This window comes from Streptosporangium sp. NPDC004379 (assembly GCF_042873875.1).
Taxonomy (GTDB): Bacteria; Actinomycetota; Actinomycetes; order Streptosporangiales; family Streptosporangiaceae; genus Streptosporangium.
The window spans coordinates 22,867-47,440 of record NZ_JBIAMC010000007.1; the positions used below are offsets into that span (position 1 = coordinate 22,867).

21 protein-coding genes are annotated in these 24,574 nt (G+C 72.9%); 6 read left to right on the forward strand and 15 right to left on the reverse strand.

Annotated features, from left to right (window positions below):
- Window positions 1-174: 174 nt before the first annotated feature.
- Window positions 175-366 carry a hypothetical protein gene (locus ACFYSC_RS16755; protein ID WP_389961899.1) on the forward strand — a complete coding sequence of 64 codons (192 nt, stop codon included), beginning with the start codon at window positions 175-177 and terminating at the stop codon, window positions 364-366.
- An 82-nt stretch (window positions 367-448) separates the two neighbouring features.
- On the opposite strand, the gene ACFYSC_RS16760 is transcribed toward ACFYSC_RS16755, so the two are convergent.
- The 7 genes from ACFYSC_RS16760 to ACFYSC_RS16790 all read right to left on the reverse strand — a co-directional run bounded on the left by ACFYSC_RS16760 (window position 449) and on the right by ACFYSC_RS16790 (window position 10,064).
- The gene (locus ACFYSC_RS16760) at window positions 449-1,594 is read right to left on the reverse strand and encodes an acetyl-CoA C-acetyltransferase (RefSeq protein ID WP_389961901.1); all 1,146 of its coding nucleotides are present in this window, start codon (window positions 1,592-1,594) and stop codon (window positions 449-451) included.
- A gap of 75 nt (window positions 1,595-1,669) precedes the next feature.
- Window positions 1,670-3,535 carry a DUF2079 domain-containing protein gene (locus tag ACFYSC_RS16765; protein WP_389961903.1) on the reverse strand — a complete coding sequence of 622 codons (1,866 nt, stop codon included), beginning with the start codon at window positions 3,533-3,535 and terminating at the stop codon, window positions 1,670-1,672.
- Entirely contained in the window at window positions 3,532-4,365 is an 834-nt protein-coding gene (locus ACFYSC_RS16770; protein WP_389961905.1) for a class F sortase, read from the reverse strand. Before ACFYSC_RS16770 ends, ACFYSC_RS16765 begins: the two co-directional genes overlap by 4 nt.
- A 12-nt stretch (window positions 4,366-4,377) precedes the next feature.
- Complete coding sequence (locus tag ACFYSC_RS16775) at window positions 4,378-5,352, reverse strand: hypothetical protein (RefSeq protein WP_389961907.1); 975 nt, start codon at window positions 5,350-5,352, stop codon at window positions 4,378-4,380.
- A gap of 283 nt (window positions 5,353-5,635) precedes the next feature.
- Window positions 5,636-6,943, reverse strand: a complete 1,308-nt coding sequence (locus tag ACFYSC_RS16780; protein WP_389961909.1) for an MFS transporter — start codon at window positions 6,941-6,943, stop codon at window positions 5,636-5,638.
- 107 nt (window positions 6,944-7,050) lie between these two features.
- Complete coding sequence (locus ACFYSC_RS16785) at window positions 7,051-8,457, reverse strand: glycerophosphodiester phosphodiesterase family protein (protein WP_389961911.1); 1,407 nt, start codon at window positions 8,455-8,457, stop codon at window positions 7,051-7,053.
- A gap of 62 nt (window positions 8,458-8,519) precedes the next feature.
- Entirely contained in the window at window positions 8,520-10,064 is a 1,545-nt protein-coding gene (locus tag ACFYSC_RS16790) for a glycerophosphodiester phosphodiesterase (protein ID WP_389961913.1), read from the reverse strand.
- A 175-nt stretch (window positions 10,065-10,239) separates the two neighbouring features.
- Between ACFYSC_RS16790 and ACFYSC_RS16795 the strand changes: the two genes are divergently transcribed.
- Window positions 10,240-10,740 (forward strand): SigE family RNA polymerase sigma factor, encoded by a 501-nt coding sequence (locus ACFYSC_RS16795; protein ID WP_389961915.1) that lies wholly within the window; start codon window positions 10,240-10,242, stop codon window positions 10,738-10,740.
- Entirely contained in the window at window positions 10,737-12,041 is a 1,305-nt protein-coding gene (locus ACFYSC_RS16800) for a TolB family protein (protein ID WP_389961917.1), read from the forward strand. The genes ACFYSC_RS16795 and ACFYSC_RS16800 overlap by 4 nt, the downstream gene beginning before the upstream one ends.
- An 88-nt stretch (window positions 12,042-12,129) precedes the next feature.
- On the opposite strand, the gene ACFYSC_RS16805 is transcribed toward ACFYSC_RS16800, so the two are convergent.
- The 4 genes from ACFYSC_RS16805 to ACFYSC_RS16820 form a co-directional block, all read right to left on the reverse strand.
- The gene (locus ACFYSC_RS16805) at window positions 12,130-12,432 is read right to left on the reverse strand and encodes a hypothetical protein (RefSeq protein ID WP_389961919.1); all 303 of its coding nucleotides are present in this window, start codon (window positions 12,430-12,432) and stop codon (window positions 12,130-12,132) included.
- Window positions 12,433-12,727: 295 nt separating this feature from the next.
- Entirely contained in the window at window positions 12,728-13,207 is a 480-nt protein-coding gene (locus ACFYSC_RS16810; RefSeq protein ID WP_389961921.1) for a hypothetical protein, read from the reverse strand.
- 715 nt (window positions 13,208-13,922) lie between these two features.
- On the reverse strand, window positions 13,923-14,786 hold the full coding sequence (locus ACFYSC_RS16815) for a class F sortase (protein WP_389961923.1): 864 nt from the start codon (window positions 14,784-14,786) through the stop codon (window positions 13,923-13,925).
- 15 nt (window positions 14,787-14,801) lie between these two features.
- Entirely contained in the window at window positions 14,802-16,604 is a 1,803-nt protein-coding gene (locus ACFYSC_RS16820; RefSeq protein WP_389961925.1) for a hypothetical protein, read from the reverse strand.
- A 346-nt stretch (window positions 16,605-16,950) separates the two neighbouring features.
- Here ACFYSC_RS16820 and ACFYSC_RS16825 point away from each other — a divergent pair, with 346 nt between their 5' ends.
- A complete protein-coding gene (locus tag ACFYSC_RS16825; RefSeq protein WP_389961927.1) occupies window positions 16,951-18,096 on the forward strand; it encodes an acyl-CoA dehydrogenase family protein in 1,146 nt (381 codons plus the stop codon).
- A 101-nt stretch (window positions 18,097-18,197) separates the two neighbouring features.
- On the opposite strand, the gene ACFYSC_RS16830 is transcribed toward ACFYSC_RS16825, so the two are convergent.
- The gene (locus ACFYSC_RS16830) at window positions 18,198-18,740 is read right to left on the reverse strand and encodes a hypothetical protein (protein WP_389961929.1); all 543 of its coding nucleotides are present in this window, start codon (window positions 18,738-18,740) and stop codon (window positions 18,198-18,200) included.
- A 101-nt stretch (window positions 18,741-18,841) separates the two neighbouring features.
- On the opposite strand from ACFYSC_RS16830, the gene ACFYSC_RS16835 reads away from it, so the two are divergent.
- Both ACFYSC_RS16835 and ACFYSC_RS16840 read left to right on the forward strand, forming a co-directional pair.
- A complete protein-coding gene (locus tag ACFYSC_RS16835) occupies window positions 18,842-19,003 on the forward strand; it encodes a hypothetical protein (RefSeq protein WP_362936864.1) in 162 nt (53 codons plus the stop codon).
- A 299-nt stretch (window positions 19,004-19,302) separates the two neighbouring features.
- Window positions 19,303-20,115, forward strand: coding sequence for a hypothetical protein (locus ACFYSC_RS16840; protein ID WP_389961931.1), 813 nt, complete (start codon window positions 19,303-19,305; stop codon window positions 20,113-20,115).
- A gap of 177 nt (window positions 20,116-20,292) precedes the next feature.
- Here ACFYSC_RS16840 and ACFYSC_RS16845 read toward each other — a convergent pair whose 3' ends face one another.
- The 3 genes from ACFYSC_RS16845 to ACFYSC_RS16855 form a co-directional block, all read right to left on the reverse strand.
- Window positions 20,293-21,069: an alpha/beta fold hydrolase gene (locus ACFYSC_RS16845; protein ID WP_389962743.1), complete on the reverse strand. Its 777-nt coding sequence runs from the start codon at window positions 21,067-21,069 to the stop codon at window positions 20,293-20,295.
- A 268-nt stretch (window positions 21,070-21,337) separates the two neighbouring features.
- Entirely contained in the window at window positions 21,338-23,578 is a 2,241-nt protein-coding gene (locus tag ACFYSC_RS16850) for a SpoIIE family protein phosphatase (RefSeq protein WP_389961933.1), read from the reverse strand.
- 126 nt (window positions 23,579-23,704) lie between these two features.
- Window positions 23,705-24,406: a metal-dependent transcriptional regulator gene (locus ACFYSC_RS16855; protein ID WP_362936873.1), complete on the reverse strand. Its 702-nt coding sequence runs from the start codon at window positions 24,404-24,406 to the stop codon at window positions 23,705-23,707.
- Window positions 24,407-24,574 lie beyond the last annotated feature (168 nt).

Below are 24,574 nucleotides of genomic sequence, written 5' to 3' on the forward strand. Positions count from 1 at the left end.
CCGTACGGCGGGCCCGCCGTACGGTGGCCGTATGTGGATCAACTCCTAGAAGCGGCGTCGACCGGCGATGACTGGTCCGCCCGCGCTCAGCTCTCTGGCCCGTTCGTCCGACGCGGCGGCTGAGTCTCCGGCACGGCCTTCGGCCGCGTCTTAATGATCTTCGAGGAGTGGCACATGCGAATTCGTTTCAGCCATCGGTCCCAGGACCCCGACCGGCCCGCCGAGGACGGCGCGCCCGAGGGCTCGCCCCGCGCCTCCCTGCCCGGACGGGGGCTTCCGGACGCGCCCCGGCGCGTGTCGATGCCCCGTACGCCGGTCAGGCCCACCCGTCAGCCGCGCCGGATCCCCGGCAAGGGCGGCCGCTGACGTCCGGAAGGCGGCCCCGGCCCGGAATACCGGGCCGGGGCCGCCTTCCGCCTCGCGCGCTCCCTCGGGAGCCTCTCGCGGGTCAGACCCGCTCGATGACGGTGACGTTCGCCTGGCCGCCGCCCTCGCACATCGTCTGCAGGCCGTACCGGCCGCCGGTGCGCTCCAGCTCGTGGACCAGCTTGGTCATCAGGATCGCGCCGGTGCCGCCCAGCGGGTGACCCAGGGCGATGGCGCCGCCGTTGGGGTTGACCTTGGCCGGGTCGGCGTCCAGCTCCCTGATCCACGCCAGCGGGACCGGGGCGAACGCCTCGTTGATCTCGGTGACGTCGATGTCGCCGATGGAGAGCCCGGACCTCTGCAGGGCCTTGCGGGTCGCCGGGATCGGCGCGGTCAGCATGTAGACCGGGTCGTCGCCGGTGAGCGCCAGCGTGACGATCCTGGCCCTGGGGACCAGGCCGTGGTCGCGGATCGCCTTCTCGGAGGCGATCAGCAGCGCGCCGGAGCCGTCGGAGATCTGCGAGGAGGTCGCCGCGGTGATCCGTCCGCCTTCGCGGAGGGTCTTGAGCGACGCCATCTTCTCCAGCGTGGTGTCCGGCCGCGGCCCCTCGTCGTCCTCGACGCCGTTGATCGGGGCGATCTGGTCCCGGAAGTGGCCGTTGGCGATGGCCTTGGCCGCCCGCTGGTGGCTCTCGTAGGCGTACCGCTCCAGCTCCTCGCGTTCGAGGCCCCACTTCTCGCACATCAGCTCGGCGCCGCGGAACTGGGAGATCTCCTGCTTGCCGTACCGCTCGACCCAGCCCTCGCCGAACGGGAAGGGCATGCCCTTCTCCAGGGCGGCGGTGATCGACGAGCCCATCGGCACGACGCTCATCGACTCCACGCCGGCGGCCACCACGAGGTCCTGGGTGCCGGAGAGCACTCCCTGGGCGGCGAAGTGGACCGCCTGCTGGGAGGAGCCGCACTGGCGGTCGATGGTGACGCCCGCGACGTTTTCCGGAAGGCCCGCCGACAGCCAGGCGTTGCGCGCGATGTCCATGCTCTGCGGGCCGAACTGCATGACGCAGCCCATGATGACGTCCTCCACCGCGGCCGGGTCGACGCCGGTGCGGTCGATGAGCGCCCTGAGCGTGTGCGCGGCCAGGTCGGTGGGGTGGACGGTGGACAGCCCGCCCTTCTTCTTGCCGACCGGGGTGCGGACGGCTCCGACGATGTACGCCTCTGCCACAGTGCCTCCTGCTCATGGAACCGAGCAATGTTCGGTTACTAGCAGGTTACAGGAGAAGCCTTCCCGCTGTCGTGCTCAGGAGGGACGGTTCAGGACGATGTATCCGTCGCGGTCATAGACCTTGCGGTAGCCGTTCGCCAGGGCCTCGTCCACCCGGCGCCGTTGCGAGTCGAAGTCGCCGAACGGGTAGCTCCACCGCGCCACGTCCGCCACCACCCAGGGCGCGCCGTAGCTCTGCGGGCCCCACAGCAGTACGGTCGTCCGCGCGGTGAGCGCGGGGCCGACGTTGTTGACCGCCTCGACGACCACGCCGTCCGGGACCGCGGCGACCGCCTCGCGGGCCGCGGCGACGTGCGGCTCGCCCTCGTAGAAGGACGACTCGACGAGGTCGCCCATGGCGAACTTCGGGACGAGCGTGAGGCCGATCACGAGGATCGCGACCGCCCAGTACGGGACCGGATCCCACCGGCCCGGACGGCCCGCCGGACCGTCCGCGGACCCGTTCCCCACGGGCGTCTCCTCTGTGGGCGTGTCCTCCACGGGCGTGTCCTTCCCGGACGGATCGGTCTTCGTTCGCCCGGCATCCGCTCGCCCGGCGTCCTTTCGCCCGCTTCCGGGACGCCCGGCGGCCGTCCGCCCGGCTTCCGCCCGTTCGGCCGCCTCCTCATCGGCCCACTCCGCCTCCTGGCCGGCCCGCCTCTCCGGACGGTCGGCCCTCCTCTCCGGACGGTCGGCGAACCGGCGTCGCAGCCGGTGGACGCCGTCCGCCCCGGCGCAGAACAGGATCCCGACGACGAAGGCGTTGTACTGGAAGTCCGTCCCCCACCACTGCGGCCGGTCCGACAGGAACCGCTCCACCACGAGCGGGACCGCCACCAGGGTCAGCGGCGAGGCCAGCGCGGTCAGCAGCACCGGCCACAGCAGGAAGGCCAGGGTGTCGACCTTGACCTCGGGGCTGACCATCTGCCACAGCGCCCCCGCCGGGTCGCGCGCGACGGCCAGCACGACCTCCCCCAGGCTCGCGCCCCAGGCGCCGTAGGCCCAGTGGAACCCCGACGGGGGCGACCCGGCCATCGGCATCAGCACGCCGCGGATCATCACCAGCGCGCCCAGCGAGAAGAAGACGAACGCGGCTCCTTGGAGCCGCCGCCGGGTGAGGAAGAGGTACACCCCGAACCCCGCGACGAGCAGCCCCATGTCCTCCTTGACCAGCAGCAGGCCGAGGGCGGCCACCACGCCCCAGGCCGGGCGGCCGGCGTCGAACCGCTCGATCATGAGCGCGCTGAGCAGCGGGACGAAGGCCACCTCGTGGAAGTCGAACCCGGCGGCCTGCGCGACCGGCCACGACACCAGGTAGGCGGCCGCCACCAGGTGCGCCGGGACCGGCCCCAGACGGCGCTCGGCGTAACGATGGATCGGGATCGCGGCCAGCGCGAGCAGCACCGCCTGGGCGACCAGGAGCGTCCGCGGGTCGTCGTACAGCCAGTACAGCGGCGCCAGGACCGCGAGGATCGGCGAGAAGTGGTCGCCGAGCTGGAGGAAGTCCATGCCCAGGCCGTAGGTCATGCCGACCGACGGCGTGGCGGGCGGCCCGAAGTGCGCGTAGCCGCGCACCGCCTGGTCGAAGATGACCAGGTCGAAGATGCTCACCTTGAAGGTGGCGAACTTGACCAGGCTCAGCACCGAGTAGGCCGTCGTCGCCAGGGCCACCAGCGCGGTCAGGATCAGCCCGTGCCGCCGCCCGCGGGCGAAGTCCGCGAGGGACCCCCCGGCGGCCTTGACGGTGGCCTTCGCGTCCGCGGTCTTCGCGTCTGAGATCTTCCCGTCCACGGCCTTCGCGTCCGCGGTCTTCGCGACGGCGCCGGGCCTCGGCGCTCCGGAGGACCGGGTGAGGGCGAGCGGGTGCGGGGGCCGCCGGGCGGCCGGGGAGACGGTGCTCATTTCCGCCGCGTTCCCGTCATCGTCGCGTAGACGATGACGTTGTCCGTGTAGTGGCCGGTGGTGCGGTCATAGGTGCCACCGCAGGTGATCAGGTGGAGTTGGGCGTCACGTGACCGCCCGTACACCCGCTGGGTCGGGAACACCGATTTCTCCGCCTGTTCGAGCCCGCCCACGGTGAACATCGCGATCACGCCGTCCTTGCGGTGCACCTCGATGAGGTCGCCGTTGCGGATCTCGTCGAGGCGGCTGAAGACCGCGCTGCCGGACCGGGTGTCCTTGTGGCCCAGCATGATCGCCGGTCCCGCCTCCCCCGCGGTGGGCCCGGAGCGGTACCAGCCGACGAGGTTCGGCTTGCCGATCGGCGGCACCTCGATCGCGCCCTGCCCGTCCAGCCCGACGGACCTGATCGGCGCGCTGACGCCGAGCTTCGGGATGACCAGGCGGACCGGCGTCGAGGGCTGCATCGGGGGCGCGGGCGGCAGGGCCGGCGTGGGCGGCGGCGCGGTCGGGGCCGCCTGGAAGTAGGGGCCGGAACTCGCGTTCACCTGGCTGCGCGGCGGCAGCGCGGTGCGCCGGTCGGCCAGGCCGTACTCCTCGGGTCTGGCCAGCATGAGCAGCAGGCCCACCAGCACGGTGACCACTCCGGCGATCCCCGCCAGGATGAGCACCGACCGGAGCATCCTCCCGCCGTCGTCGGGCGGCCCGCCGTACGGCGGGCCGTACCCGTCGTGCGGCGGGTACGGCGGGCCGCCCGGTCGCCCCGGGTACGGCGGCGGCACCGGCCCGCGGGGGCGCATCGGCGGGCGGCCTGGCGGCGTCGGGAGCGTCACCGGGTCACCGGGTCAGCCCCTGGTCGCCGTGCGGCGGCGCAGCACCAGGCCGCCCACGGCGGCGCCCGCCACCATCAGCACGCCGCCGAGCATGACCATCCGGGCGTCCGGCCCCGCCTCGCCGCCGCCGCCGGTGGAGGCGCCGCCGCCGGGGGTCTTCTCGATCTGCTCGTCCTCGTCCCCGGCGGTACGGGTGCTGGTGACGGTGACCACCGGGTCCGCGGTCTCGGCGCCCGTGTCGGTGGGAGTGGGAGTCGGGGTGGGGGTGGGCGTCGGGGTGGATGTCGCGGTGGGCGTTCCGGTGCCGGTGCTCGTCGCCTGGACGGTCACCAGGGCCGCGGCGGCGGCGGCCGCGGCCGGGTCGACGACGCAGTCGTACAGATCGTTCTCGGCGCCGGTCCCGGTGCCCGTGCCGGTCCCGCCCGCCGGGATGTAGAGGGTGAAGGCGCCGGGGTGGACCGCGAAGACACCGGTCGCGGTCGGCATCACCGTGAACAGCACGGTCGGGAACGACGTGATCGACCCGCCGGAGGGCACCGCCCCGGAGGTGGTCGTGGCCTCGGCCGACGGGGTCGCCACGGGGGTCGGCAGCGGTGAGCCGCTGACGACCACGTCGGCGTCGACGGCGATCCGGTCGCCCGCGCCGATCGCCGTGGGGGCGGCCAGGGCCGGCGCCGGTGAGCCGATCTTCAGGGTGATCACGGCGGCGGAGTTGGGCGTGGGCGCGGTGACCGGGCCTGCCAGCTCCACCTGGAAGGTGTGGGCGGCGCCGCCGGTCCCGCCCGCGACCGGTGTGCAGGTGTAGACGACCGGTTTCGGCGTGGCGAGCAGGGAGGCGACGGCGGGGACGGCGCCGAAGAGGACGCCCGCGCCCGCCATCGCGATCGCGGTCGTCTTGGCCGCGACGCGACGCCGCGTCCTGGACTCCAGCACGGTGCTCTCCGTTCTCTCCACGTGGCCGGTCGGCCGCCCGGGGCGGTCGTCCACGATTCCAAACCATGGTCACGGTTCGGCATAGATCCTATGAACGGCGGCCTAGAGATGCACGCAACTCCACAAAACGGGCACAAATTCCTTCCAGCCCCGTCGCGGCCACCTTCCCCTTGGCCGCGGGGAGGGCTCGGTCCCGCCGTGGCACCGGGAGGAGAGCGCACCCTCCCGGTGCCGCGTTGGACCGCTCCCACGGCTCCGCCGAGCCGCCGGGCCGTTGAACACCGGCCCCCGGGTCAGCCGCCCGACGCCGCCGGGCGGCCGAGCGCCGGCCGCCGGGTCAGCCGCTCCCGGCGCCGCGGGCGGCCGCTCCGGAGTCCCGCCGGCTCGCGAGGAACAGGGCCAGCAGGAGGTACGGCACGGCGGAGAGGGCGAAGATCATCCCGTGCCCGGCCACCGCCGAGGCGGCGGCGTAGACCCCGTACACCCCGAGGCAGGCCACATCCGTGGCCAGACCGGCCACCGACGTCACGGTGGCCCGCGCCGGACCCGCGATGGTGTTCTGCAGCCGCACGTCGACCAGCACGGTCGACGTCTGGAAGACGCAGAAGGCCGCGGCTATGGCGAAGAACCCGAGCGCGTTCCCGGCGGCCGCGCCCGCGCCGAGCGCCACCGCCCCCGCGGCGAGGAGCACGGCGAGCCCCCGGAGGGTCAGACGGCTCCCGGCCGCCACGAGGAAGCCGCCGGCCGCGACCCCCGCGGAGACCAGGAGCACCAGGAGCGGCACGGTCTCCGTGGCCACCCCGACGTCGGCCGCGAGGAGCGGGACGTACTCCTCCAGCGATCCCCACAGGGCCGCCACCGCGGGCACCAGCAGCAGGGCCCGCCGTACGGCCCGGTCGCCGCGCGCCTCCCGCAGTCCCGCGCGCAGCATGCCGAGGTAGGCGCGCGGCGACGACGCCTCCGTGTCCTCCCCGGGATCGCCGTCCCGGTCCTCCGTGAGGTCCCCGCCCGGACCGCCTGTCCCTCGGCGCGTACGGCGAGGGCTGCGAGGGCGGCGTGTGCGGTGTTCGGGGAAGGCCGCCGCGACGGCGGCGCAGACGAGGCAGACCAGGACGCTGGCCACGCCGACCAGCGAATAGCCGCCCGCGGCGAACAGCGGTACGGCCAGCGCGGTGGCCGCCATCACGGCGCCGGTGCCGAGCGCGCGGGCCCGGCCCATGATCCCGGCGTAGCGGCCGGCGGCGTCCTCGCGTTCCAGCTCGGTGTAGACCAGTGCCTCCAGCGATCCCGACTGCAACGCCCCCGAGGTGCCCCAGAGCACGAAGCCCACGGCGAAGGCGCCGTAGGAGGGCAGCAGGAACCACAGGGCGTAGCCGGCCCCGGCGAGCAGCGGCGCCAGGACGAGGAGCAGCCGCCGGGAGACCGTGTCGGCCCACGCCCCGGACGGGATCTCCATCACCAGGGAGGTGAGCGACCAGATGGCCAGCAGCGAGGAGATCTCGGCGGTCGACAGGCCGGTGTCGGCGAACAGCAGGGCGTAGAGCGGGTAGAGCAGGGTGAAGTCGTCGAGGAACGTGTACGCGTAAAGTGCGGCGGCCAGCCGCCGCACGCGTGCGTCCGAGGCACGCGGCAGAGTGATGCTCATGAGGTCCTTCTCACGGGGATGCTTCGCGGACGGGATGCTCGGCATCCCCGGCGGTCCGCGGCAGCGTGCCCCGCTCGGGCCTCAGGTCGTGGATCAATGTCGCCAGGTCATGCCGGGATGATATCCGCCCGTCTTCGGAGCGATCCATCCCTTTCCATCGGATCCTCGGCGGCCCACCCGGACCGCGGGGTCCGCGCGACCCGCGGCCCGGCGGTCCCCGTCCCGGTGACCCTCATCCCCATGTCCCGCGTCATGACGGTCGCGGCGGCCACAGCGGTCCCGGCGGCCCGCGTCGCGCCGCTGCCGGCGCCGGGCGGCCCGATGGCCGCCGGGCGCGACGTCCTGGCCAGATCCAGCCCGGCGCGGGCGACCCCCGGGTCGTCGGCGAAGATCCCGTCCACCCCGAGCCGGCACAGCCGTCCCAGCCAGCCGGCCGCGTCGCCCGGCAGACTCCGGTAGCGCGGGTCCCGGCGGTCGCCCCGGCGGTACTCGGCCGGGAGCCTGCCGTTCTGCGCACGGATCGTCGACACGTGCACCAGCAGCCCCGCGGCGTGGGCGTCCGCGACGAGCGAGGTGGGCGGCAGCGACGTGCCGTGCGGCCCGCGGGGGACGACCCGCCGGGTGACCACCCCGACGCCGTCGGCGTACCGGGCGATCTCCCGCAGGCCCGCCGGGGTGACCATGTCGTCGTAGGTGCGCGGGTCCCCGGCGGCCACCAGGTCGTACGGCGCGCCGGCGTCGGCGATGAACTGGACCAGCCGCAGCCGGGTCATGGTGTGGAGTCTCCTGAGGTTGCCGGTCTCGAAGGACTGGACGAACACCGGGTCGGTCGCGTCGTCCCAGCCGTACCGGGCGAGGGTGTCCAGCAGGGGCTCCTCCAGCGGCAGCCCGATCGAGGCGAAGTAGGAGGGGATCTTGGTTTCGATGTGCAGCCCGGCGCCGCGCCGCTGCGCGAGCCGGACGATCTCGTCCAGGGTCGGGATCCGGTCCAGCCCGTCGTAGGCGGCGCTGCCTGGACGGAGGCCGGGGCAGCGTTCCCGGGCGCGCAGGGTGCGCAGCTCGGCGAGGGTGAAGTCCTCGGTGAACCAGCCGGTCCTCGGGTGGCCGTTGATCACCTTGGTGGTCCGCCGCGCGGCGAACTCCGGGTGCCGGGCGACGTCGGTGGTCTGCGACAACTCGTTCTCGTGCCGGGCCACCAGCACGTGGTCCCTGGTCGAGACCAGGTCGCACTCGATGTAGTCGGCGCCCGTCCCGATGGCGAGGTCGTAGGCGAGGAGGGTGTGCTCGGGCCGCAGCGCGCTGGCGCCGCGGTGCGCGATGACGATCGGCTCCCCGTCCGGGCACGCGCTCCGCCCCGGTCCCGGCACTGGCGCCGGGGCGGAGACGGGTGGCCGGTCGGCCGCCGGGTGCGCGCCGTACAGGGCCGCGAGCGCGGTTCCGCCCGCGAGCACGGCCAGCAGGCCGCCGCGCGTCCTGCTCGGCATCCGGCACCCCCACTCAACGGCGGGGGACATTGATATATCCCTATATACCCGGACTGACCTGGCGAATAACGGACAGGTCGCTCCCCCGGCGGCTACACGCGCGAGAACAGGCGGTCCCGTGCGACACGGGCGACGCCCGGATCGTCGGCGAAGACCCCGTCCACCTTGAGGCCGTACAGCCGGTCCAGCCAGCCCGCCACGTCACCGGCGGCGCCCCGGTATCCCCTGACGGCGGGGTCTCCCCGGCGGTAGTCGGCGGGGAGCCTGCCGTTCTGCGCGCGGACCGTCGACACGTGCACCAGCAGCCCGGCGGCGTGGGCGTCGTCGACGAGCGAGGTCGGCGGTCCCAGCCTCCCGTCGGGGCCGCGCGGCACGATCCGCCGGGTGTTCACGCCGATGCCGTCGGCGTACCGGGCGATCTCCCGCAGGCCCTCCGGGGTGACCATGTCGTCGTAGGTGCGCGTGTCACCGGCCGCCACCAGGTCGAACGGCGCCCTTCTGCCGCCGATGAACTGGATCAGCCGCAGATGCGTCATGGTGCTGAGCTTCTTCAGGTTGCCGGTCTCGAAGGACTCGACGAACACCGGGTCGGTCGCGTCGTCCCAGCCGTACCGGCTGAAGGTGGCCAGCATCGGCTCCTCCAGCGGCAACCCGATCGAGGCGAAGTAACTCGGGAACTTGGTCTCGGCGTAGACGCCGACGCCGCGCCGCTGCGCGAGCCGGACGATCTCGTCCAGGGTCGGGATCGTCGCCCTGTCTCCGTAACCGGCGCCGCCACGCCGCCCGGGGTGCCGGTCCCGGGCACGCAGGGTGCGCAGCTCGGCGAGGGTGAAGTCCTCGGTGAACCAGCCGGTACGGCGGACACCGTTGATCACCTTGGTGGTCCGCCGCGCGGCGAACTCCGGGTGCCGGGCGACGTCGGTGGTCTGCGACAGCTCGTTCTCGTGCCGGGCCACCAGCACGTGGTCCTTGGTCGAGACCAGATCCGGCTCTATGTAGTCGGCCCCCGAGCGGACGGCGAGGTTGTAGGCGGGGAGGGTGTGCTCGGGCCGCAGCGCGCTGGCTCCGCGGTGCGCGATGACGATCGGCATCGTGCCGTGACGCCCGGTCCGGGCGGTCGCCCCGCCCTGCCGCCCGGCCAGGGCGGTCGTGCCGCCGTGGCTCCCGGCCAGGACCGCCGCGCCGCCGTCACGTCCGGTCCGGTGCACCGCGTCGCCCCTGCGTTCGGCCCGGTACGCCACCGGGCTCATGGTCCGGCCGTCCAGCGGGCCCAGGCGCGGGTCCCCGGCTGAACTCACCCGGTGCTCGCTCGTCGACCTCGTGCTGCTCTCGCCGCCCGAGTCCCGGTACTCGTCGGCGTCGGAGTCCTGGTACGTCGCGGGACGACCCACGCCCGGCCGGGTGTGGCGGCCGGCCTCCTGCGCCCGCCGTACGGCCCCCTGCCGCGGGTGCCAGCCCGTCCTCGACCTCGTGCGCCAGCCGCCCGGTGACTTGCCGTGCCTGTCGAACAGCGATCTCACGTGGTGCCGGTCGTCACCCGGCCTGCCGTGCCGTCCACCCGCGTTCTGGTGGTTCAGTGCTCCGATCGCCGCCATCGCGATGAGAAGGGCCGCCGCTCCGGCCCGGACAGTGCTCACAGCGTCACTCCCGCCGCTCGTTCTCACGGGGGGAGACTGATGTCGATCTACCCGTTCCGGCCGGACCGCTAACGGCCGGACACCTACACCACGAGCGCCGAGATCGGTGCTTACCGCCGTGCAACGCATCCGCCCCCGAGGTCGTCCGGGTCATGAAAGCGAGAAGGGACGACCATTGGATGACGCATCCGGGTTCGAGGGCTTCGTGGCGGAGCACGCGGACGCGCTGCTCCGGTACGGCTACGTTCTCACCGGAAACCCCCACGACGCCGCCGACCTGGTTCAGGAGGCGCTGGTACGGCTGCGTGGCGCCTGGCCGAGGGTCCGGCGCAAGGACGACCCGCAGGGGTACGTCCGGACAACGATGGCGCGGCTGCACATCAGCCTGTGGCGGCGGCGCAGGCGCGAACGCCTCACCGGGGAGCCGCCGGAGCGGGCCCGGCACGCGTCCTTCCCCTCCGACGAGGAACAGGGCCTCTGGCGGCGGCTCGCCGAGCTGCCGCGCAGGCAGCGCGCCGTCCTGGTGCTGCGGTACTACGAGCAGCTCTCCGACGCCGAGATCGCCGAGGTGCTCGGCATCACCACGGGAACCGTGCGCAGCCAGGCGTTCCGGGGCCTGGACAAGCTGCGCGCCGCCCTCTCCTCCGCACCGATGACCGACGGGAGCACACGATGACCCACCTCGAAGACGCATTGAGCCGTGTCCTGTCCGGAGCGGCGGACCAGGCGCCGCAGGCATCGGCCGGACTGGTGACGGCGGTCGAGACACGCCACCGCCGCCGCCGGACCCGGACGGCGGCGCTGCTGTCGGCCACGGCGGTGGTGGTCGTGGCGGTCGGCGCGGGCACCGCGGTGAGCGCCCTCCGCGGACCGGCCGCGCCGCCGCCCGCGACGGGCGGAACCGGGTCCCCCTCCCCCGGGGCGACGAAGCGCGCCGAGCCCCCGGTGGACGAGATACCGCCGCCCGTCACGAGGGTGTGGCCGAAGGCCGTGCACGACCTCCCGGCGAAGCTGCCCGACGGCCGCGCGTACGAGCCGCAGGTGCTGCTCGACGATCGCACGCTACTGGTCATGACGGGGGCCTGGGACGGGAAGCGCCAGTTCCTGTGGCGCTACGACCTGGACAGCGGCCGGCCCACCCGGGTCGCCGAGATCCCCCCGACGAAGGGCTCGGCCATCTACGCCGACGGCGTCGCCGCCGGGGGCGGGAACATCGTCTGGTGGGCGTCGTACAAGGAGCCGGGCCGACCACGGGTCGCCCGGATCTGGACGGTCCCGGTGGCCGGCGGCCGGCCCCGGCCGGTGACCGACGTCCCCCTGGGGGACGTCATGAAGGAGGGCCACATCAACGGGCTGGCCGTCGTCGGCTCGGAGGTGGTCTTCGCCTACGAGAAGGGCGGCGTCCACCGGGTGCCGCTGAACGGAGGCCGGCCGCGGCCGGTGAAGGGCGCCGGGCGGCACCATGTCCTGCGGTGGCCCTGGGTGGGCGTCCATCGCGGGAAGGTGGTCTTCCGGGAGCTGCTCGACGTCGAGACCGGCGAGCGGCGCGACGCCGTGGTCGGCCCGGGGGAGGAACAGGTCCGGTGCGGGGTCGAGCGGTGCTTCGGCGTCCTGAGGCGGGACGGCGCCCTCCCGAAGTGGTTCGTCCGCGACCGGGACGGCTCCGGGGAGCGCGAGCTGTCGCCGCGGTCCGCGTCGGGTCTCATGGAGGCGGGCCTGGAACGGTTCTTCATGTTCACCCTCAACGACCGGAAGGGACCGGCGGGGGTGGCGCTGTACGACGCGGACACCGGCAGGTCCGCCGACCTCGGCATACGCCCGGAGGAGCGCACGATCCCCGCGAGGAAGGTCCGGGGGCGGTACGTCGAGGAGGAGACCCAGATGAGCATGGCGATCCCCGACGGCGGTGACGACCGCCTGCTGACCGTCCGCCTCTCGGACAGGATGCGCATCGTGGACCTGGCCGCGATCGACTGACCAGGGTCCGGCCGGTGGGAGACGCGGCGAGGTCCGCGCCTCCCACCGGGTCCGTGCCTGTGCGTCCGGAAAGGCTTCTCCGGCACCGCTACACCAGCGGGTCGCGGCCGGGGCGAAGGCGGTCGACCAGGCCCCGCGCGTAGAAGGTCTCCCAGGGCACCGACGGGTCGGCCGTCGCGTACTCCGCGTCCAGTCTGACCAGCTCGTAGACGAGCCGGCTGCGGAGCGGCTTGATGCCCAGCGCCTCCGGCAGCTCCGAGAGGTTGACCAGCCAGTCGGCGTACCAGTACGGCCAGTCGTCGTCGACGCCGTCGGTGATCCGGTAGACCCGGTGATGCGTCTCGGCCGCCTCGTGCAGGATCCCGCGGACCTGTTCCACCCGCCCGTCCATGCGCGACACCCCCTTCGGCCCCGCCGCGGCCCTCGGCCCCGGCTCCCCGTCCGCGGCACGCGCCGCGGGCGGATACCGCCCCGTTCCCTCCAGGGTAGCGATCGGCCCTCTGACCAGCGGAGACGCCGTACGGCACCGCACGGCGCCGCCGCGCCACCACCGCCGTACGGCGCCGCCGCACCGCGCCGCCACCGCCGTACGACGGCACCGCCGTACGGCGCGCGGACGGCGCGGACCGCGACCCGGACGCTTACGGGGGCCGTACAGGGCCCCCGCGGGGCTCGTACGGAGCCCGTCAGGTCACGAGGCTGATCCCGGGCATGGGGCAGAGCATCTTGTCCTCGGCGTCGAACTTCTTCTTGGCGCTCCAGGGGACCGTCTTGCCGGCGGGCACCTTCACCTGGGTCCGGGCGTAGTCCAGGGTCGTCGCCTTGGTGGTGGTGAAGTACACGACGATCCGGTAGGTGACCGGCTTCTTCCCCGGGTTCGCCGCCGTTCCCGCGGCGCCCCAGCCGCCCGGTACGGCCGCGCACTTCGTCTGGACGATGTTGCTGCGGACATTCGGATCGTTGTGGATCTTCTTCGGAAGCGGGTTCGCCTCGACGGGCCCCGCGACCGGTGTCGCGGCGGGCGCCGCGGCCGGCGCCTTCTTCGTGGCCGCCGAGGCGTCGCCCGTGGCGGTCTCCCCCGAGGCGCATCCGGCGGCCAGCACGGCGGCCAGCATCACCAGCGCAGGGACTTTCGCCGCCGAGGGCGACGCATTTCTCGTGTTCATTGAACGACTCCCGCAGTGTCGGTTCGTCTCCGCCGATATCCGTTTTCCCGGCCGGTGCGGCGTCGCCGCCGCGATTCGGGGTGTCCGCCGGACGCACCGGGCGTCCGTGGCGTATCCGCACTTCACGCTTGAGCCTCACGCATCGGAGGGCCACCGGGATATTCGGTTCACGATTTCCATGAGGCGGTGGATGTCATATCGCTCACGATTCTATGACCGCCCTGCGGGGGCGACATTCCGCATTGTCCGCCGCTGACCCTGATTTGAGGGGATGTTATCACTCACCGATTATACATCTCCCTATATTCCTTGTATGATCGTGACCCTGGAAGAGTAACCCATCGATAGCCGAAACATCGGTCTAACACGGCGTTGAAGGCCCCGCGTGCCATATGGCGCTCGGCAGCGCATTTCTGGCTGCAAATCGGTTTTACCGGACGCCGAAAACGGCGTTTCCCCGCGAATCATCCGTGACGCCGACTGCGTGCCGATGATTTTCTCTAGGGATAGAGAGTTTTATCAGCTTCACGCCATCTTTATCAGGCTAAAGACCGGTTTACCCCAAGATCCAGGGTCCGGAAGACGATCCGCGCGATGGCAGGCCCCCGCGTGGGGGACCCGTGAACTCCATCGGCGAGCGCGGACCGTCCGCACCCGGAACCACCGGCGCGAGGACACGGACGGCACCCGGGCGCCGGTACCCGGAGGACCCGGGTCAGCGGCGGACGACCTTGGAGAGGGTGGCGTAGACGATGATGTTGTCGGTGTAGTGACCGATCCTGGGGTTGTAGACGCCGCCGCAGGTGATCAGGCGCAGGGTGGCCTCGCCCGTGTTGCCGTAGACCCGCTTGGACGGGAACGCCTTCTTGCTGACCTGCTCCACACCGTCGACGGTGAACTCCACCACGGCCTTGTCCGACCGCGACACCCTGATCGTGTCGCCGCGCTTGATCTCCTTCAGGCGGCTGAACACGGCGGGACCGCTCTTGGTGTTCACGTGGCCGAGGATCACCGAGGGACCCTGCTGGCCGGGGACGGGCCCGTACCTGTACCAGCCCGCCAGCTTCGGCTTGCTCAGCGGCGGGGTCTGGACCTCCTTCTTGGCGTCCACCCCGACCTGCGTCAGGGGTGCCAGCAGCCCGATCTTCCCGACGGAGAGCTTGTTCGGCCGCACACCGGCGGCGGTCTTGAGCGGCTCCGGCGGCTGGACCACGGGCAACGGCGGCGGCGCCGTCGGGGCCGCCGCCGTCAGCGGCCCGTCCAGCCCGCCCGGCCCGACGGCCGCCGAGAGCGTCAGCGCGGGGTTCTCCTCCCCCACCGGCGGTGGCGGCGGATTCTGCGCCGCCGTGCCGGTCGCCGACTGCGACTCCGCGGCCCGGTAGTACTCCTCCTCGCCCCCCGGGGACAGGTAGGTGAGCAGCCCTACCATGATCGCCCCGACCCCGCCGAGGGACCCGGCCACGAGCAGCGCGGGCAGCAGCAGCCTCCGCGCGCTCCTGGGCGGGCGGCCCGCGCCGTACGGATCACGGGGATCGTGTCCGTAGGGTCCGGGGCCGCCGTGCGAGGGCCCTGAGTACATCCGGCGCCTCCTTACCTAGCTCCGGCCGCGGAAGTGCGCCGCGCGCCGCCGTACGAGCACCACGCCGCCCATCCCGCTGCCGGCGAGCATGGCGCCGCCGGCGCCGACCAGCATGAGGGCCGAGGTGCCGCCCTCCTGCTCGGGCGCCTCACCGGTCTGGGCGCCGCCCGTGGGAGTGATCACCACCTGCGGGGTGGTGGGGGCGGTCCTGGTCGGGGTGACGGTCGCCGTCACGGTCAGCGTCGGCTTCGGGGTCGACGTGTTGCCGTTGGCGCTGTTGCTCTGGGTCGGCGTGGGGGTGGGGGGCGGCGTGGTCTGCGGGGGGGTCGTCGTCGGCGAGCACGAGACGGTGGGGGTGGGGGTCGGCGTGATCGTCGAGGTGGGCGTCGGCGTGGGGGTGATGGTGACACACGGCGACGGGGTCGCCGAGTTCGAGTTCGTGGGGGTGTGCGAGGGAGTGGTCGGAGGGGTGCTCGGCGAGCATGTCGGGGTCGGCGTCGCCGGCGGCGTCGTCGTCGGGGCGATCGGCATCCGCTCCGTCGGCGGGTCGGTCGGCGCGGGCGTCTCCGGCGGGGTGGGGGTCCTCGCGGCCTTGTCGAAGCCCTCCGGGGACACGTTCGGATCGTCCGTGTCAGCGGGGTCGTTCTCCGTGAGGTCCGGAGTCGCGGTGGGGTCCGGAGTCGCCGTCGGCGTGCCCGTCGGGGTGACGGTGGGGGCGGGCGTCGGCGGACCGGTGGGAGCGAGCGCCGGGGGCGGGGTCGTCGGAAGGCACGTCGTCGGCGGGGTGGTGGTCGGGCCGCCCGTCGGATCAGGGGAGCCCGGCGGGGTGGTGTTCGGCGGCGGGGTGGTCGACGAGGGGTCCGAGATGACGACGTTCACCGACACCGGGTTGCTGACGAGCGTGCAGGTGGCCCGGTGCGCCTTCGGCGGGGCGGACAGCTCCTTGGTGATCACCCGGAACGCGTCGAGCTGCCCCCACTTGCCCTGCTCGTCGTTGACGACCTTGATGGTGTGCTTGCCGTAGTTCAGCCCGCGGAAGCGCCACAGGGTCAGCCCGCCCTTGCCGGCGTCGGTGGACGGGGTGCCGTCGGCCTTCTTGGAGGCGTCGACGTAGGCGGGGGTGGCGACCTGATCGTCGATGTAGAAGCGGACCCTCCCGGCCCGATAGTCGCGCTGGGCGACGTACTCGATGCCGGTGCCGGTGAACGTGAAGGAGGCGTAATCCTCCTTCTCCACGGTGCGGTGCAGGTCGCGCTGGTAGTCGTTGTGCTCGACCGGCTGGTTGTTCCGGTCCTTCCAGCCACCTCCGAAGTACTTCACCCGGGGGTCGTCGTCGTTGACCATGGCCTCGCCCGCCGGGGGCGCGAAGTCCACCACGATGTTCCGCGGCGTGACCTTGAGCGTCCCCGCCTGGTCGGTGTGCGCGAAGTCGGAGATCGCCTCGGGGAGCTTCAGGATGTCGCCCGGCTGGAGCCTGCCGGTCTGCTCCACCGCGCCCACCGGCTTGAGGTTCCCGCTCCAGACACCCGACAGCGCCACCGTGCCGGTGGCGGTGACCGTGGCGCCGGGCTCGAAGTAGCCGGGCGAGCCGAACCTGGCGATACCGAGGTAGCCGAGCTTCCAGCCGATGTTGAGCGGCTCGCCCACGGTCAGCGTCGTCGGGACCGACACATGGGTCCGCAAACGCACCGGACCGCTCTGCGCGATGCTGTCCGTCGGATCGCCGGTGCACTGGTAGTCGACCACCAGCTCGGCGGCGTTGGCGCTCGCCTGTCCCGAGGGGAGCACGACCAGTGCCCCTCCCAGCAGACCCAGCATCGAGACCGCGACAGGCTTACTCAGCCTGGATCGCCACCGAACCACCACAACACTCCGATCGCCGGGACCGCCGACTCGGCGCCACCTCTAGCAAACCAAGGGTAGATCGTACGGTTTTCGACCTCTTTGGCGCAGCGGGATCAGGGAATCCACAGGGGACCGTGGCGCAGTTGTGACCCGCTGTCCCCCGGGGATCACCCGGCGGGAGCGGCCCGTTCCCGCCGGTCGGGGGCCGGACGGGGGCCGCGCGGGCATCGCCGGCCGTACTGTACCGAGGCGGCAACAGAATCGTATTCTGTTGCGCGGGACCGCAGGGACCGTAGAACCACCCCGGGAGGATCCGCCGATGCAGCGAGACCTGTTCGAGGAGGAGCACCTGCTCTTCCGGGAGACCGTACGCGAGTTCCTGGCCCGCGAGGTCGTCCCGCACCACGCCCGGTGGGAGAAGGACGGCATCGTCCCCCGCGAGGTGTGGAAGAAGGCCGGCGAGGTCGGCATGTTCGGCTTCGCGGTGCCCGAGGAGTACGGCGGAGCCGGCATCACCGACTTCCGCTACAACGCCGTGATCGTCGAGGAGGTCGTCGCGGCCGGCGCGTCCGGCCTGGGTTTCTCCCTGCACAACGACGTGATGGCCCCCTACCTCCTGAACCTGACGGACGACGGGCAGAAGGCCCGCTGGCTGCCCGGTTTCGTCAGCGGCGAGCTGATCACCGCCATCGCGATGACCGAGCCCGGCGCGGGCAGCGACCTGCAGGGCGTACGGACGACCGCCGTGCGGGAGGACGACCACTACGTCGTCAACGGCTCCAAGACCTTCATCACCAACGGCATCAACGCCGACCTCGTCGTCGTGGTCGCCAGGACCGACCCGGACGCGGGCGCCCGGGGCATCTCGCTGCTCGTCGTCGAGCGGGGCATGGAGGGCTTCACCCGGGGCCGCAACCTGGAGAAGATCGGCATGCACGCCCAGGACACGGCGGAGCTGTCCTTCGACGACGTGCGGGTCCCCGCCGCCAACCTGCTGGGCGGGCAGGAGGGGCAGGGCTTCTACCAGCTCATGGCCAACCTCCCGCAGGAGCGGCTGTCGATCGCGGTGGCCGCGGTGGCCGCCGCCGAGACCGTGCTGCGGACGACCATCGAGTACTGCAGGAACCGCACGGCCTTCGGCCGCAACATCGGCGGCTTCCAGAACACCCGGTTCGTGCTGGCCGAGCTGGACACCGAGGTCGACATCGCCCGCCACTACGTGGACAGGTGCGTCCGGGCGCTCAACGCCGGGGAACTGAGCGTCGTGGACGCGGCCAAGGCCAAGTGGTGGACCACCGAGCTGCAGAACCGGGTCATCGACCGCTGCCTCCAGCTCCACGGCGGCTACGGCTACATGCTGGAGTACCCGGTCGCCAGGGCCTGGATCGACAGCCGCGTGCAGACCATCTACGGCGGCACCACCGAGATCATGAAGGAGATCATCGGCCGGTCCTTCGGCTTCTGAGCGGCCGGCGCCCCGCCGGGCCGCCGATCCCCCGGCTCCCGATCGCCCGTCCCGGCGTGCGCCGCTCCGGGCTGAACGGGCCCTCCCCGGCGCTCCGCCGGTCACTCCGGGACGATCTCCTCGATCCGCATGGCGAAGCCGTCCTTGACGGTGACCTTGGCGTAGAGGGACGTCCCCGCCTTGAGCGCCTTGCGGAGCTGGTCGGTGGTGCACCGGTGCGGGAGCGGTCCCTTCGTGCAGATGCCGCCCTGCACGTCGAGCACCTCGGTGAACGGCATGAGCTTGGCCCGCCGCGCGGCCTCGCCCTCGGGAGCCACCGTGATCGCGCCGCTTCCATCGAGCTGCACGTCCCCCACCAGGTCCTCGTCCAGACCCCGCATGCCGGAGACGCTCGGCGTCGCGGCGGGCGAGGCGGTGAGCGTGGCCGTGACGGTGGGCACGGAGGAGGTGGGCGGGGCGGTCACGGGCGGCTCCGAGGCCGTCCCGGTCGCGGCGGACGTCTCGGTCACCGTGACGGTGGGTGCCGGCGCGGCTGAGTCACCGTCACCGTCACCGTCGCCGGAGCAGGCGGTCAGGCCCGCCGCGAGACCGGCGGCGAGGACGACGGCCGTCAGGACGCGCGATGTCTTCGGGGAAGCGTTCATGAGGCGCAACGATCTCATGTGAGCGCGTCCGGCCGTTACCCGCCGCGTGATCGGCTCCGCCGACGCATACTGGTCTGCGTGGACTCCCTGAGGCGGTGGCGATGGACAGCGGGCTGATTCTGCTGATCTTCCTGGCGTTCCTGTTCGCCTGGGGTCTCAACCGGGTACGGCGGGCGCTGCGGCTCGGTCCTGTCGGCTACGCGGGCATCGTGATCGTGTTCGTCCTGGTGGCCCTCGCCCTGTGGGCGCAGACGTTCCGCTGACCGCGCCCGGACGCTCCCGGCCGGTGGCCGGCCCGGTTCTTCGACCGCGCCCGGACGCCCCCGGCGGGCGGCAGGACGGATCCTTCCGCGCCTGGTGATCGGGCGTTTCCGGTGACCCGCCGTACCGCCGGGGCGGCCGGGCCACGTGCCGCGGATCACGCCGGCGGCCGGCTCCGCGCCGAATGGGCGGGCCCGTCGGGGGAAGTGAGCCCGTGGGAAGGGCCATCGCGGCACGCGGGAACCCGGCCGGCCGAGACACGGTGCGTCTCACCGGGCCGCTCGCGGTGGGGTGCGGGGACATGGGAGACGGCATTCGGCAGGGCGTGGCACGGCAGGCGCTGACGGCGGGGGCGGTCGTGACCGGCCTGACGCTGGGAGCCACCGGGAACTACGGCGACGCGGAACGGTCGCCGTCGGCGATCGTCCCGCCCAGCCGGGCCTTCGGCATCTGGGGGCCGATCTACGCGGGTTCGCTGGCCTACGCCGTCTACCAGGCGATGCCGCGGCGGCGTGGTGACCACGTTCTGGGCCGCCTCGCCCTGCCCGCCGCGCTGGGCTACCTCGGCGCGGGCCTGCAGAGCCGCGCGCAGGGCACCCGGGCGTTCCTGCCCCTGGTGGGCGTCACCTGGGTGTCGGCGGTGGCGGCCTACGCACTCACCGGCCGGGACACCCCCGAGGACGGTTCCCACGGGGACCACGGCGACCACAGGGACCACGGAGACCGCGAGGACCGCGAGGACCGCGAGACCCCCGAGGACCGCGGGCGGCCGGACGGGTGGCGCTGGGCGGTGCGCGAGCCGCTGGCCGGGTTCGCGGGCTGGCTCACCCTGGCGTCGGCCATCTCGGTGCTCGACGGCGCCGTCGACGGCCCCGCGGCGGCCGACCCGCAGCGCCCCTGGGCGGTCCCGGCGCTGGCCGTGACCGGGGCCGTCGCCACGGCCGTGATCGCCGCCGGTCCCCGCTCGATCTCCTACCCCGCCACGCTGGTCTGGGGCCTGGCCGGCACCGCCGTGCAGCAGCGTCGCCACACCGCGACGGCGGTGACGGCGGGCGCGCTGGCCGCCGTGGTCGCGGGGGTGGCGGCGCTGCGCAACCGCCGCCGCACCCGGTAGCGCGGGAAGGCGCCGGCACCGAACCGGGCGGGAAGGCGCCGGCATCCGGACCGGCCGGGAAGGCGCCGGCATCCGGACCAGCCGGGCGGTGACGCCCGGCCGCGCCGTACACCGGACAGGCGTCACACCGGGCGGACATCGCGAGTCCGGTCGCGTGCCGTACGCCCCGGTGCGGGTTCAGCGGGAGGAGCCCTCCAGGAGGACGCGGGCGACCAGGCCGGGGTCGTCGCTCATCGGCAGGTGCCCGCATCCCCGCAGCAGCCGTACCCGCTGTCCCGACCACCGGGCCGCCCGTACGGCCTGGCGCCGGGGCAGCAGCCGGTCGTGCTCGCCCCAGGCGATGGTGATCGGCGACTTCGGCGGGGCGGGCGGCATCGTCCACAGGAACGCGTCGAGGGTGTCGTCGAACCCCGGGGCGCCGGCGATCGCCTCGGCGGCGGCCGTCACCGCCTCGGCGGACAGCCGGTCCGGGTGGGCCGTCATCAGGCCCATCGTCAGCGTCCGGCCGATCCGGTGCCCGGCGAGGAGGCGGGCGCGTCCGGCCGGCAGTTCGCGCGCCAGCGACCTGATCGCCCGGAGCACCGCGCGGGCGTAGGCCAGCTCGGTACGGTTCCAGAACCCGGCCGGGGAGAGGGCGGTGGCGGTGCGGACCACCCCGCGGGCGGCGAGCTCCAGCGCGACGTAGCCGCCCAGGGAGCTGCCCGCGACGTGCGGCTCACGCAGGCCGAGCACCGCGCAGAACGCCTCGACCGCGTCGGCGAGCGCCTCGGGGGTGTACGGCGTGCCCGGCGGCAGCGGCGGCGAGACACCGAAGCCCGGGAAGTCCACGGCGACGACGTCCCGCTCGGCGGCGAGACGGTCGAGCACCGGCAGCCATCCCTGCCAGTGGTGCCCGATTCCGTGCAGGAGGATCAGGGGCGGACCCACCCCGCGCCGTTCGAAGGCCAGTTCCATGCCCACGAGTCAAGCACCTCGCGTGGAGACCGGCCAGCCGCCCGCGCCGTACCCCGATCCCGGCGAAGGACGCGGCCGGACGCCGCCGGGAGGTTCGGCGGCGGGACGGCGCCTCGGCGGGACCTCAGCGGACCGTGACCTCGGCGGACCACTGGCCGCAGCGGGCCGGGACCTAAGCGGACCGTGACCTCGACGGATCGCGGGCCTCGGCGGACCGGGTCCTCGGCGGACCGCAGGACCCCGGTGGACCCCGGTGGACCGCGGAGCCTCAGCGGGTCTTGGTGGGGATCTCGAACCAGACGGCCTTGCCCTCCTTGGTGGGGCGTGATCCCCAGCGCCTGGCGAGCTGGTCGACGAGGTACAGGCCCCGTCCACCCTCGTCGTTCTCCCCGGCGCTGCGGATCCGGGGAAGCCGCAGGTCCTGGTCGAAGACCTCCACCCAGACCGAGTCGCGGCCCCGGCGCAGCCGGAGCGTGAACTCCTTCTCGGCGGTGACCTCGTCGTCGAAGTCGGGGCCGTCGCCCCAGGTCTCGTCGAACGACAGGGACGACAGCGAGGGGCCGTCCACCGGCAGCTCCCGCCGGGGGACGGTGGCGGTGGCGGCGTGCAGCACGACGTTGGTCACCACCTCGGAGACCAGCAGGCAGGCGAGTTCGGCGCGTTCCTCGGGGACGTTCCAGCCGGTGAACGCGTCCGACGCCATCCGGCGGGCCTCACCGACCATGATCGGCTGGGCCGGGAACGTCCGCTCCTCGACGTCGAGGTCGTCGGGGGCGGACCTGACCACGAGGATCGCCATGTCGTCGTCGATCTCGCCCGGCACCGCGAACGTCGCCACCTCGGCGAGGTGCTCCACCGACGCGCCGGCCTCCTCGGCGAGCCGCCGGCGGAGGATGTCGAAGGTCTCCTCCTCGGTGGGTGCCCGGCCGTCGGCGTCGCGCACCGGGCGGCGGTCCACGAGGCCGTCGGTGTAGAGGACGAGCGCGGCGCCCGGCGGCAGCGTCCGGGTCTCCTCCTTGTAGACCAGGTCGGCGTGCATGCCCTTGGCGCGGACGCCGAGGGGCTGGCCCACCTCCTCGATCTGCAGTTCCCGGCAGACCCCGCCGTGCAGCAGCAGCGGCGGGGCGTGGCCGGCGTTGGCGAAGGAGAGCTGCCGCGACCAGGCGTCGTAGACGAGGTACTGACAGGTGACGATGGGCGGGACGCTGACGTCGGTGCCGCTGTCGTCGCGCTCGGGGGTGGCGATGATGCGGGTCCACTCGTCGAGCTTGGCGAGGATCTCCGCGGGCGGCTTGTCGTCCTGGGCGAAGGCGCGCAGCGCGGCGCGCAGCTGGCCCATGACGGCGGCGGCCTTGGCTCCGCGGCCCTCGACGTCGCCGATGACGATGCCGACCCGGCCCGCCGACAGCGGGATGACGTCGTACCAGTCGCCGCCCACCTGGGTCTGGATGCCCTGGCCGTGGCTGGCGAGCGGGGCCGCCGGGTAGTAGCGGACCGCGATCTCCAGCCCGTCGAGCTCGGGCAGCGGCGCGGGAGGCAGCAGGTACTTCTGGAAGGACTCGGCGGTGTGCCGCTCCTCCTCGAACAGCAGCGCGTTGTCCACGGCCACGGCGACGCGGGTGGCGATGGCCCCGACGAAGTCGCGGTCGAAGGCGTCGTAGTGCGGGCTGCGCCGGTCGGTGAGGTTGGACAGCCCGAGGTACATCAGCCCGAGGGTCTCGCCGCGAACGCACAGGGGCGCCACGATGGCCGAGGTCAGGCCGATCTCGGCGGCCAGGCGGGTGTTGGCCTCGCCGGGGCTCGGGTAGTTGGTCTGCGCGAAGTCCTCGACCAGGACGGTCTCCTGACGGCGCAGCGCGATGTCGGCGTAGTGGCCCGGGGGGTAGCGGATCTCCGCCCCGAGCGGCGCCCACGTGTCCGGCGGCGGGCTCCAGCCCTGGACGTGGGTGGAGACCCTGCGGGTCAGCCGGTCGCCCTCCATCAGCTCGATGAAGCAGTGGTCGGCGAACTGCGGGACGAGCATCTCGGAGACCCGCTTGAGCGTCTCCTCGACGTAGAGGGATCCGGCGAGCCGCTCGCCGATCCGCTCCAGCAGCCCGAAGCGGTCCTTCTCCCGCTCGTTGCTGCGCATCGCCTCGCGGGCGGTGATGACGATGCCGCTGACCGATCCGGACGGGTGCCGCAGCGGTACGGCCTGCGCCCGGACGTAGATCATCGTCCCGTCGCCGCGGCGGACGTCGAACGTGCCCTCCCAGACCCCGCCCTTGAGGACGTGCTTGGCGAGCTCACCGGCGAGCGGATGGTCCTTCTCCATGACGCCGAGGGAGAAGGACTGTTCCCGGGAGGCCGCGGCCGCGGGGCGGCCGAAGAGCCTGTCGGCGAACGGGTTCCGGTAGAGGATGTTGCTGAATCTGTCGGTGACGACCACCGCCATCTCGGCGTGGTCGAGAACGGAACCGGCCGTCAGGTGGTCGGCGGTGTCCGGTGAGAGGTCCCCCCACCGCTTCATCCGGTGACCACCCCTTGAGGACGGGTGTGCGCAAAGCGAACCACGGTTGCTCCAGCTGCAGTCTCGGCCTGGGAGTGGAAGCGGAGGGGCTCCCCAGGGGGATCCAACCAAGCAGAGGGGCCCTGGTCAGCGAGTGGAGACGAAGACGTGCGCGGCGATCTCCCGCGGAAGCTCCGCAAGATTGTTCTCCGCCTCGTCGTCACCTGTCACCCGCACACCGTCGTCGCTCGCCGCGAGCGTTACCTCGCGTCCGGGTTGTATCCCAACTTGCTTGAGTTTAAGCATCACAGCCGGATCGCTTTGCACTTGTTCGCTAATTCGGCGGACGACGACGGGTATATCTCTGGGTCCGGCCAGAGCGGCCATCGACGGCAGCGACTCCCAGTCGCTCCCGGCGCCCTCGACGCCCAGCTCGTCGAGGCCGGGGATGGGGTTGCCGTGGGGGTCCTCGGTCGGGTTGTTGAGCAGGGAGACCAGCCGGGCCTCCACCGACTCCGACATGACGTGCTCCCAGCGGCACGCCTCGATGTGCACCTCCTCCCAGGGCAGCCCGATCACCTGGGTGAGCAGGCATTCGGCGAGGCGGTGCTTGCGCATGACGCGCGTCGCCAGGGTGCGGCCGAGGTCGGTCATGGCCAGGTGGCGGTCGCCCTCCACGCGGACGAGGCCGTCGCGCTCCATGCGGGCGACCGTCTGGCTGACGGTGGGGCCGCTCTGCTGCAGCCGCTCGGCGATCCGGGCCCGCAGTGGGACGATCCCCTCTTCCTCCAGCTCGAAGATGGTGCGGAGGTACATCTCCGTGGTGTCGATCAGGCCGTGTGCGGTCAAGGCTCCTCCGTCCTATCTCGATGCCTCCTCGTCCATCACGCGACGTTCCGCGAAGGGCGGTGCGGGACGGAAGAAGTCTCAGACCCCGACCCTATTGGGAGTATCGGGTCCGCGGTGGCAAAGGACGGCAACACCGGAGCGCGCCCGATGCTTCCCGGATGCCTCCCG

Excerpts from the sequence above, each read along its gene's own strand:
- ACFYSC_RS16845 (WP_389962743.1), bottom strand. The coding sequence starts at position 21,069 with ATGGAACTGGCCTTCGAACGGCGCGGGGTGGGTCCGCCCCTGATCCTC.
- ACFYSC_RS16755 (WP_389961899.1), top strand. The coding sequence starts at position 175 with ATGCGAATTCGTTTCAGCCATCGGTCCCAGGACCCCGACCGGCCCGCC.
- ACFYSC_RS16785 (WP_389961911.1), bottom strand. The coding sequence starts at position 8,457 with ATGTCCCCCGCCGTTGAGTGGGGGTGCCGGATGCCGAGCAGGACGCGC.
- ACFYSC_RS16835 (WP_362936864.1), top strand. The coding sequence starts at position 18,842 with ATGGACAGCGGGCTGATTCTGCTGATCTTCCTGGCGTTCCTGTTCGCC.
- ACFYSC_RS16815 (WP_389961923.1), bottom strand. The coding sequence starts at position 14,786 with ATGTACTCAGGGCCCTCGCACGGCGGCCCCGGACCCTACGGACACGAT.
- ACFYSC_RS16850 (WP_389961933.1), bottom strand. The coding sequence starts at position 23,578 with ATGAAGCGGTGGGGGGACCTCTCACCGGACACCGCCGACCACCTGACG.
- ACFYSC_RS16805 (WP_389961919.1), bottom strand. The coding sequence starts at position 12,432 with ATGGACGGGCGGGTGGAACAGGTCCGCGGGATCCTGCACGAGGCGGCC.
- ACFYSC_RS16810 (WP_389961921.1), bottom strand. The coding sequence starts at position 13,207 with ATGAACACGAGAAATGCGTCGCCCTCGGCGGCGAAAGTCCCTGCGCTG.
- ACFYSC_RS16840 (WP_389961931.1), top strand. The coding sequence starts at position 19,303 with ATGGGAGACGGCATTCGGCAGGGCGTGGCACGGCAGGCGCTGACGGCG.
- ACFYSC_RS16800 (WP_389961917.1), top strand. The coding sequence starts at position 10,737 with ATGACCCACCTCGAAGACGCATTGAGCCGTGTCCTGTCCGGAGCGGCG.
- ACFYSC_RS16825 (WP_389961927.1), top strand. The coding sequence starts at position 16,951 with ATGCAGCGAGACCTGTTCGAGGAGGAGCACCTGCTCTTCCGGGAGACC.
- ACFYSC_RS16765 (WP_389961903.1), bottom strand. The coding sequence starts at position 3,535 with ATGAGCACCGTCTCCCCGGCCGCCCGGCGGCCCCCGCACCCGCTCGCC.
- ACFYSC_RS16830 (WP_389961929.1), bottom strand. The coding sequence starts at position 18,740 with ATGAACGCTTCCCCGAAGACATCGCGCGTCCTGACGGCCGTCGTCCTC.
- ACFYSC_RS16780 (WP_389961909.1), bottom strand. The coding sequence starts at position 6,943 with ATGAGCATCACTCTGCCGCGTGCCTCGGACGCACGCGTGCGGCGGCTG.
- ACFYSC_RS16820 (WP_389961925.1), bottom strand. The coding sequence starts at position 16,604 with ATGCTGGGTCTGCTGGGAGGGGCACTGGTCGTGCTCCCCTCGGGACAG.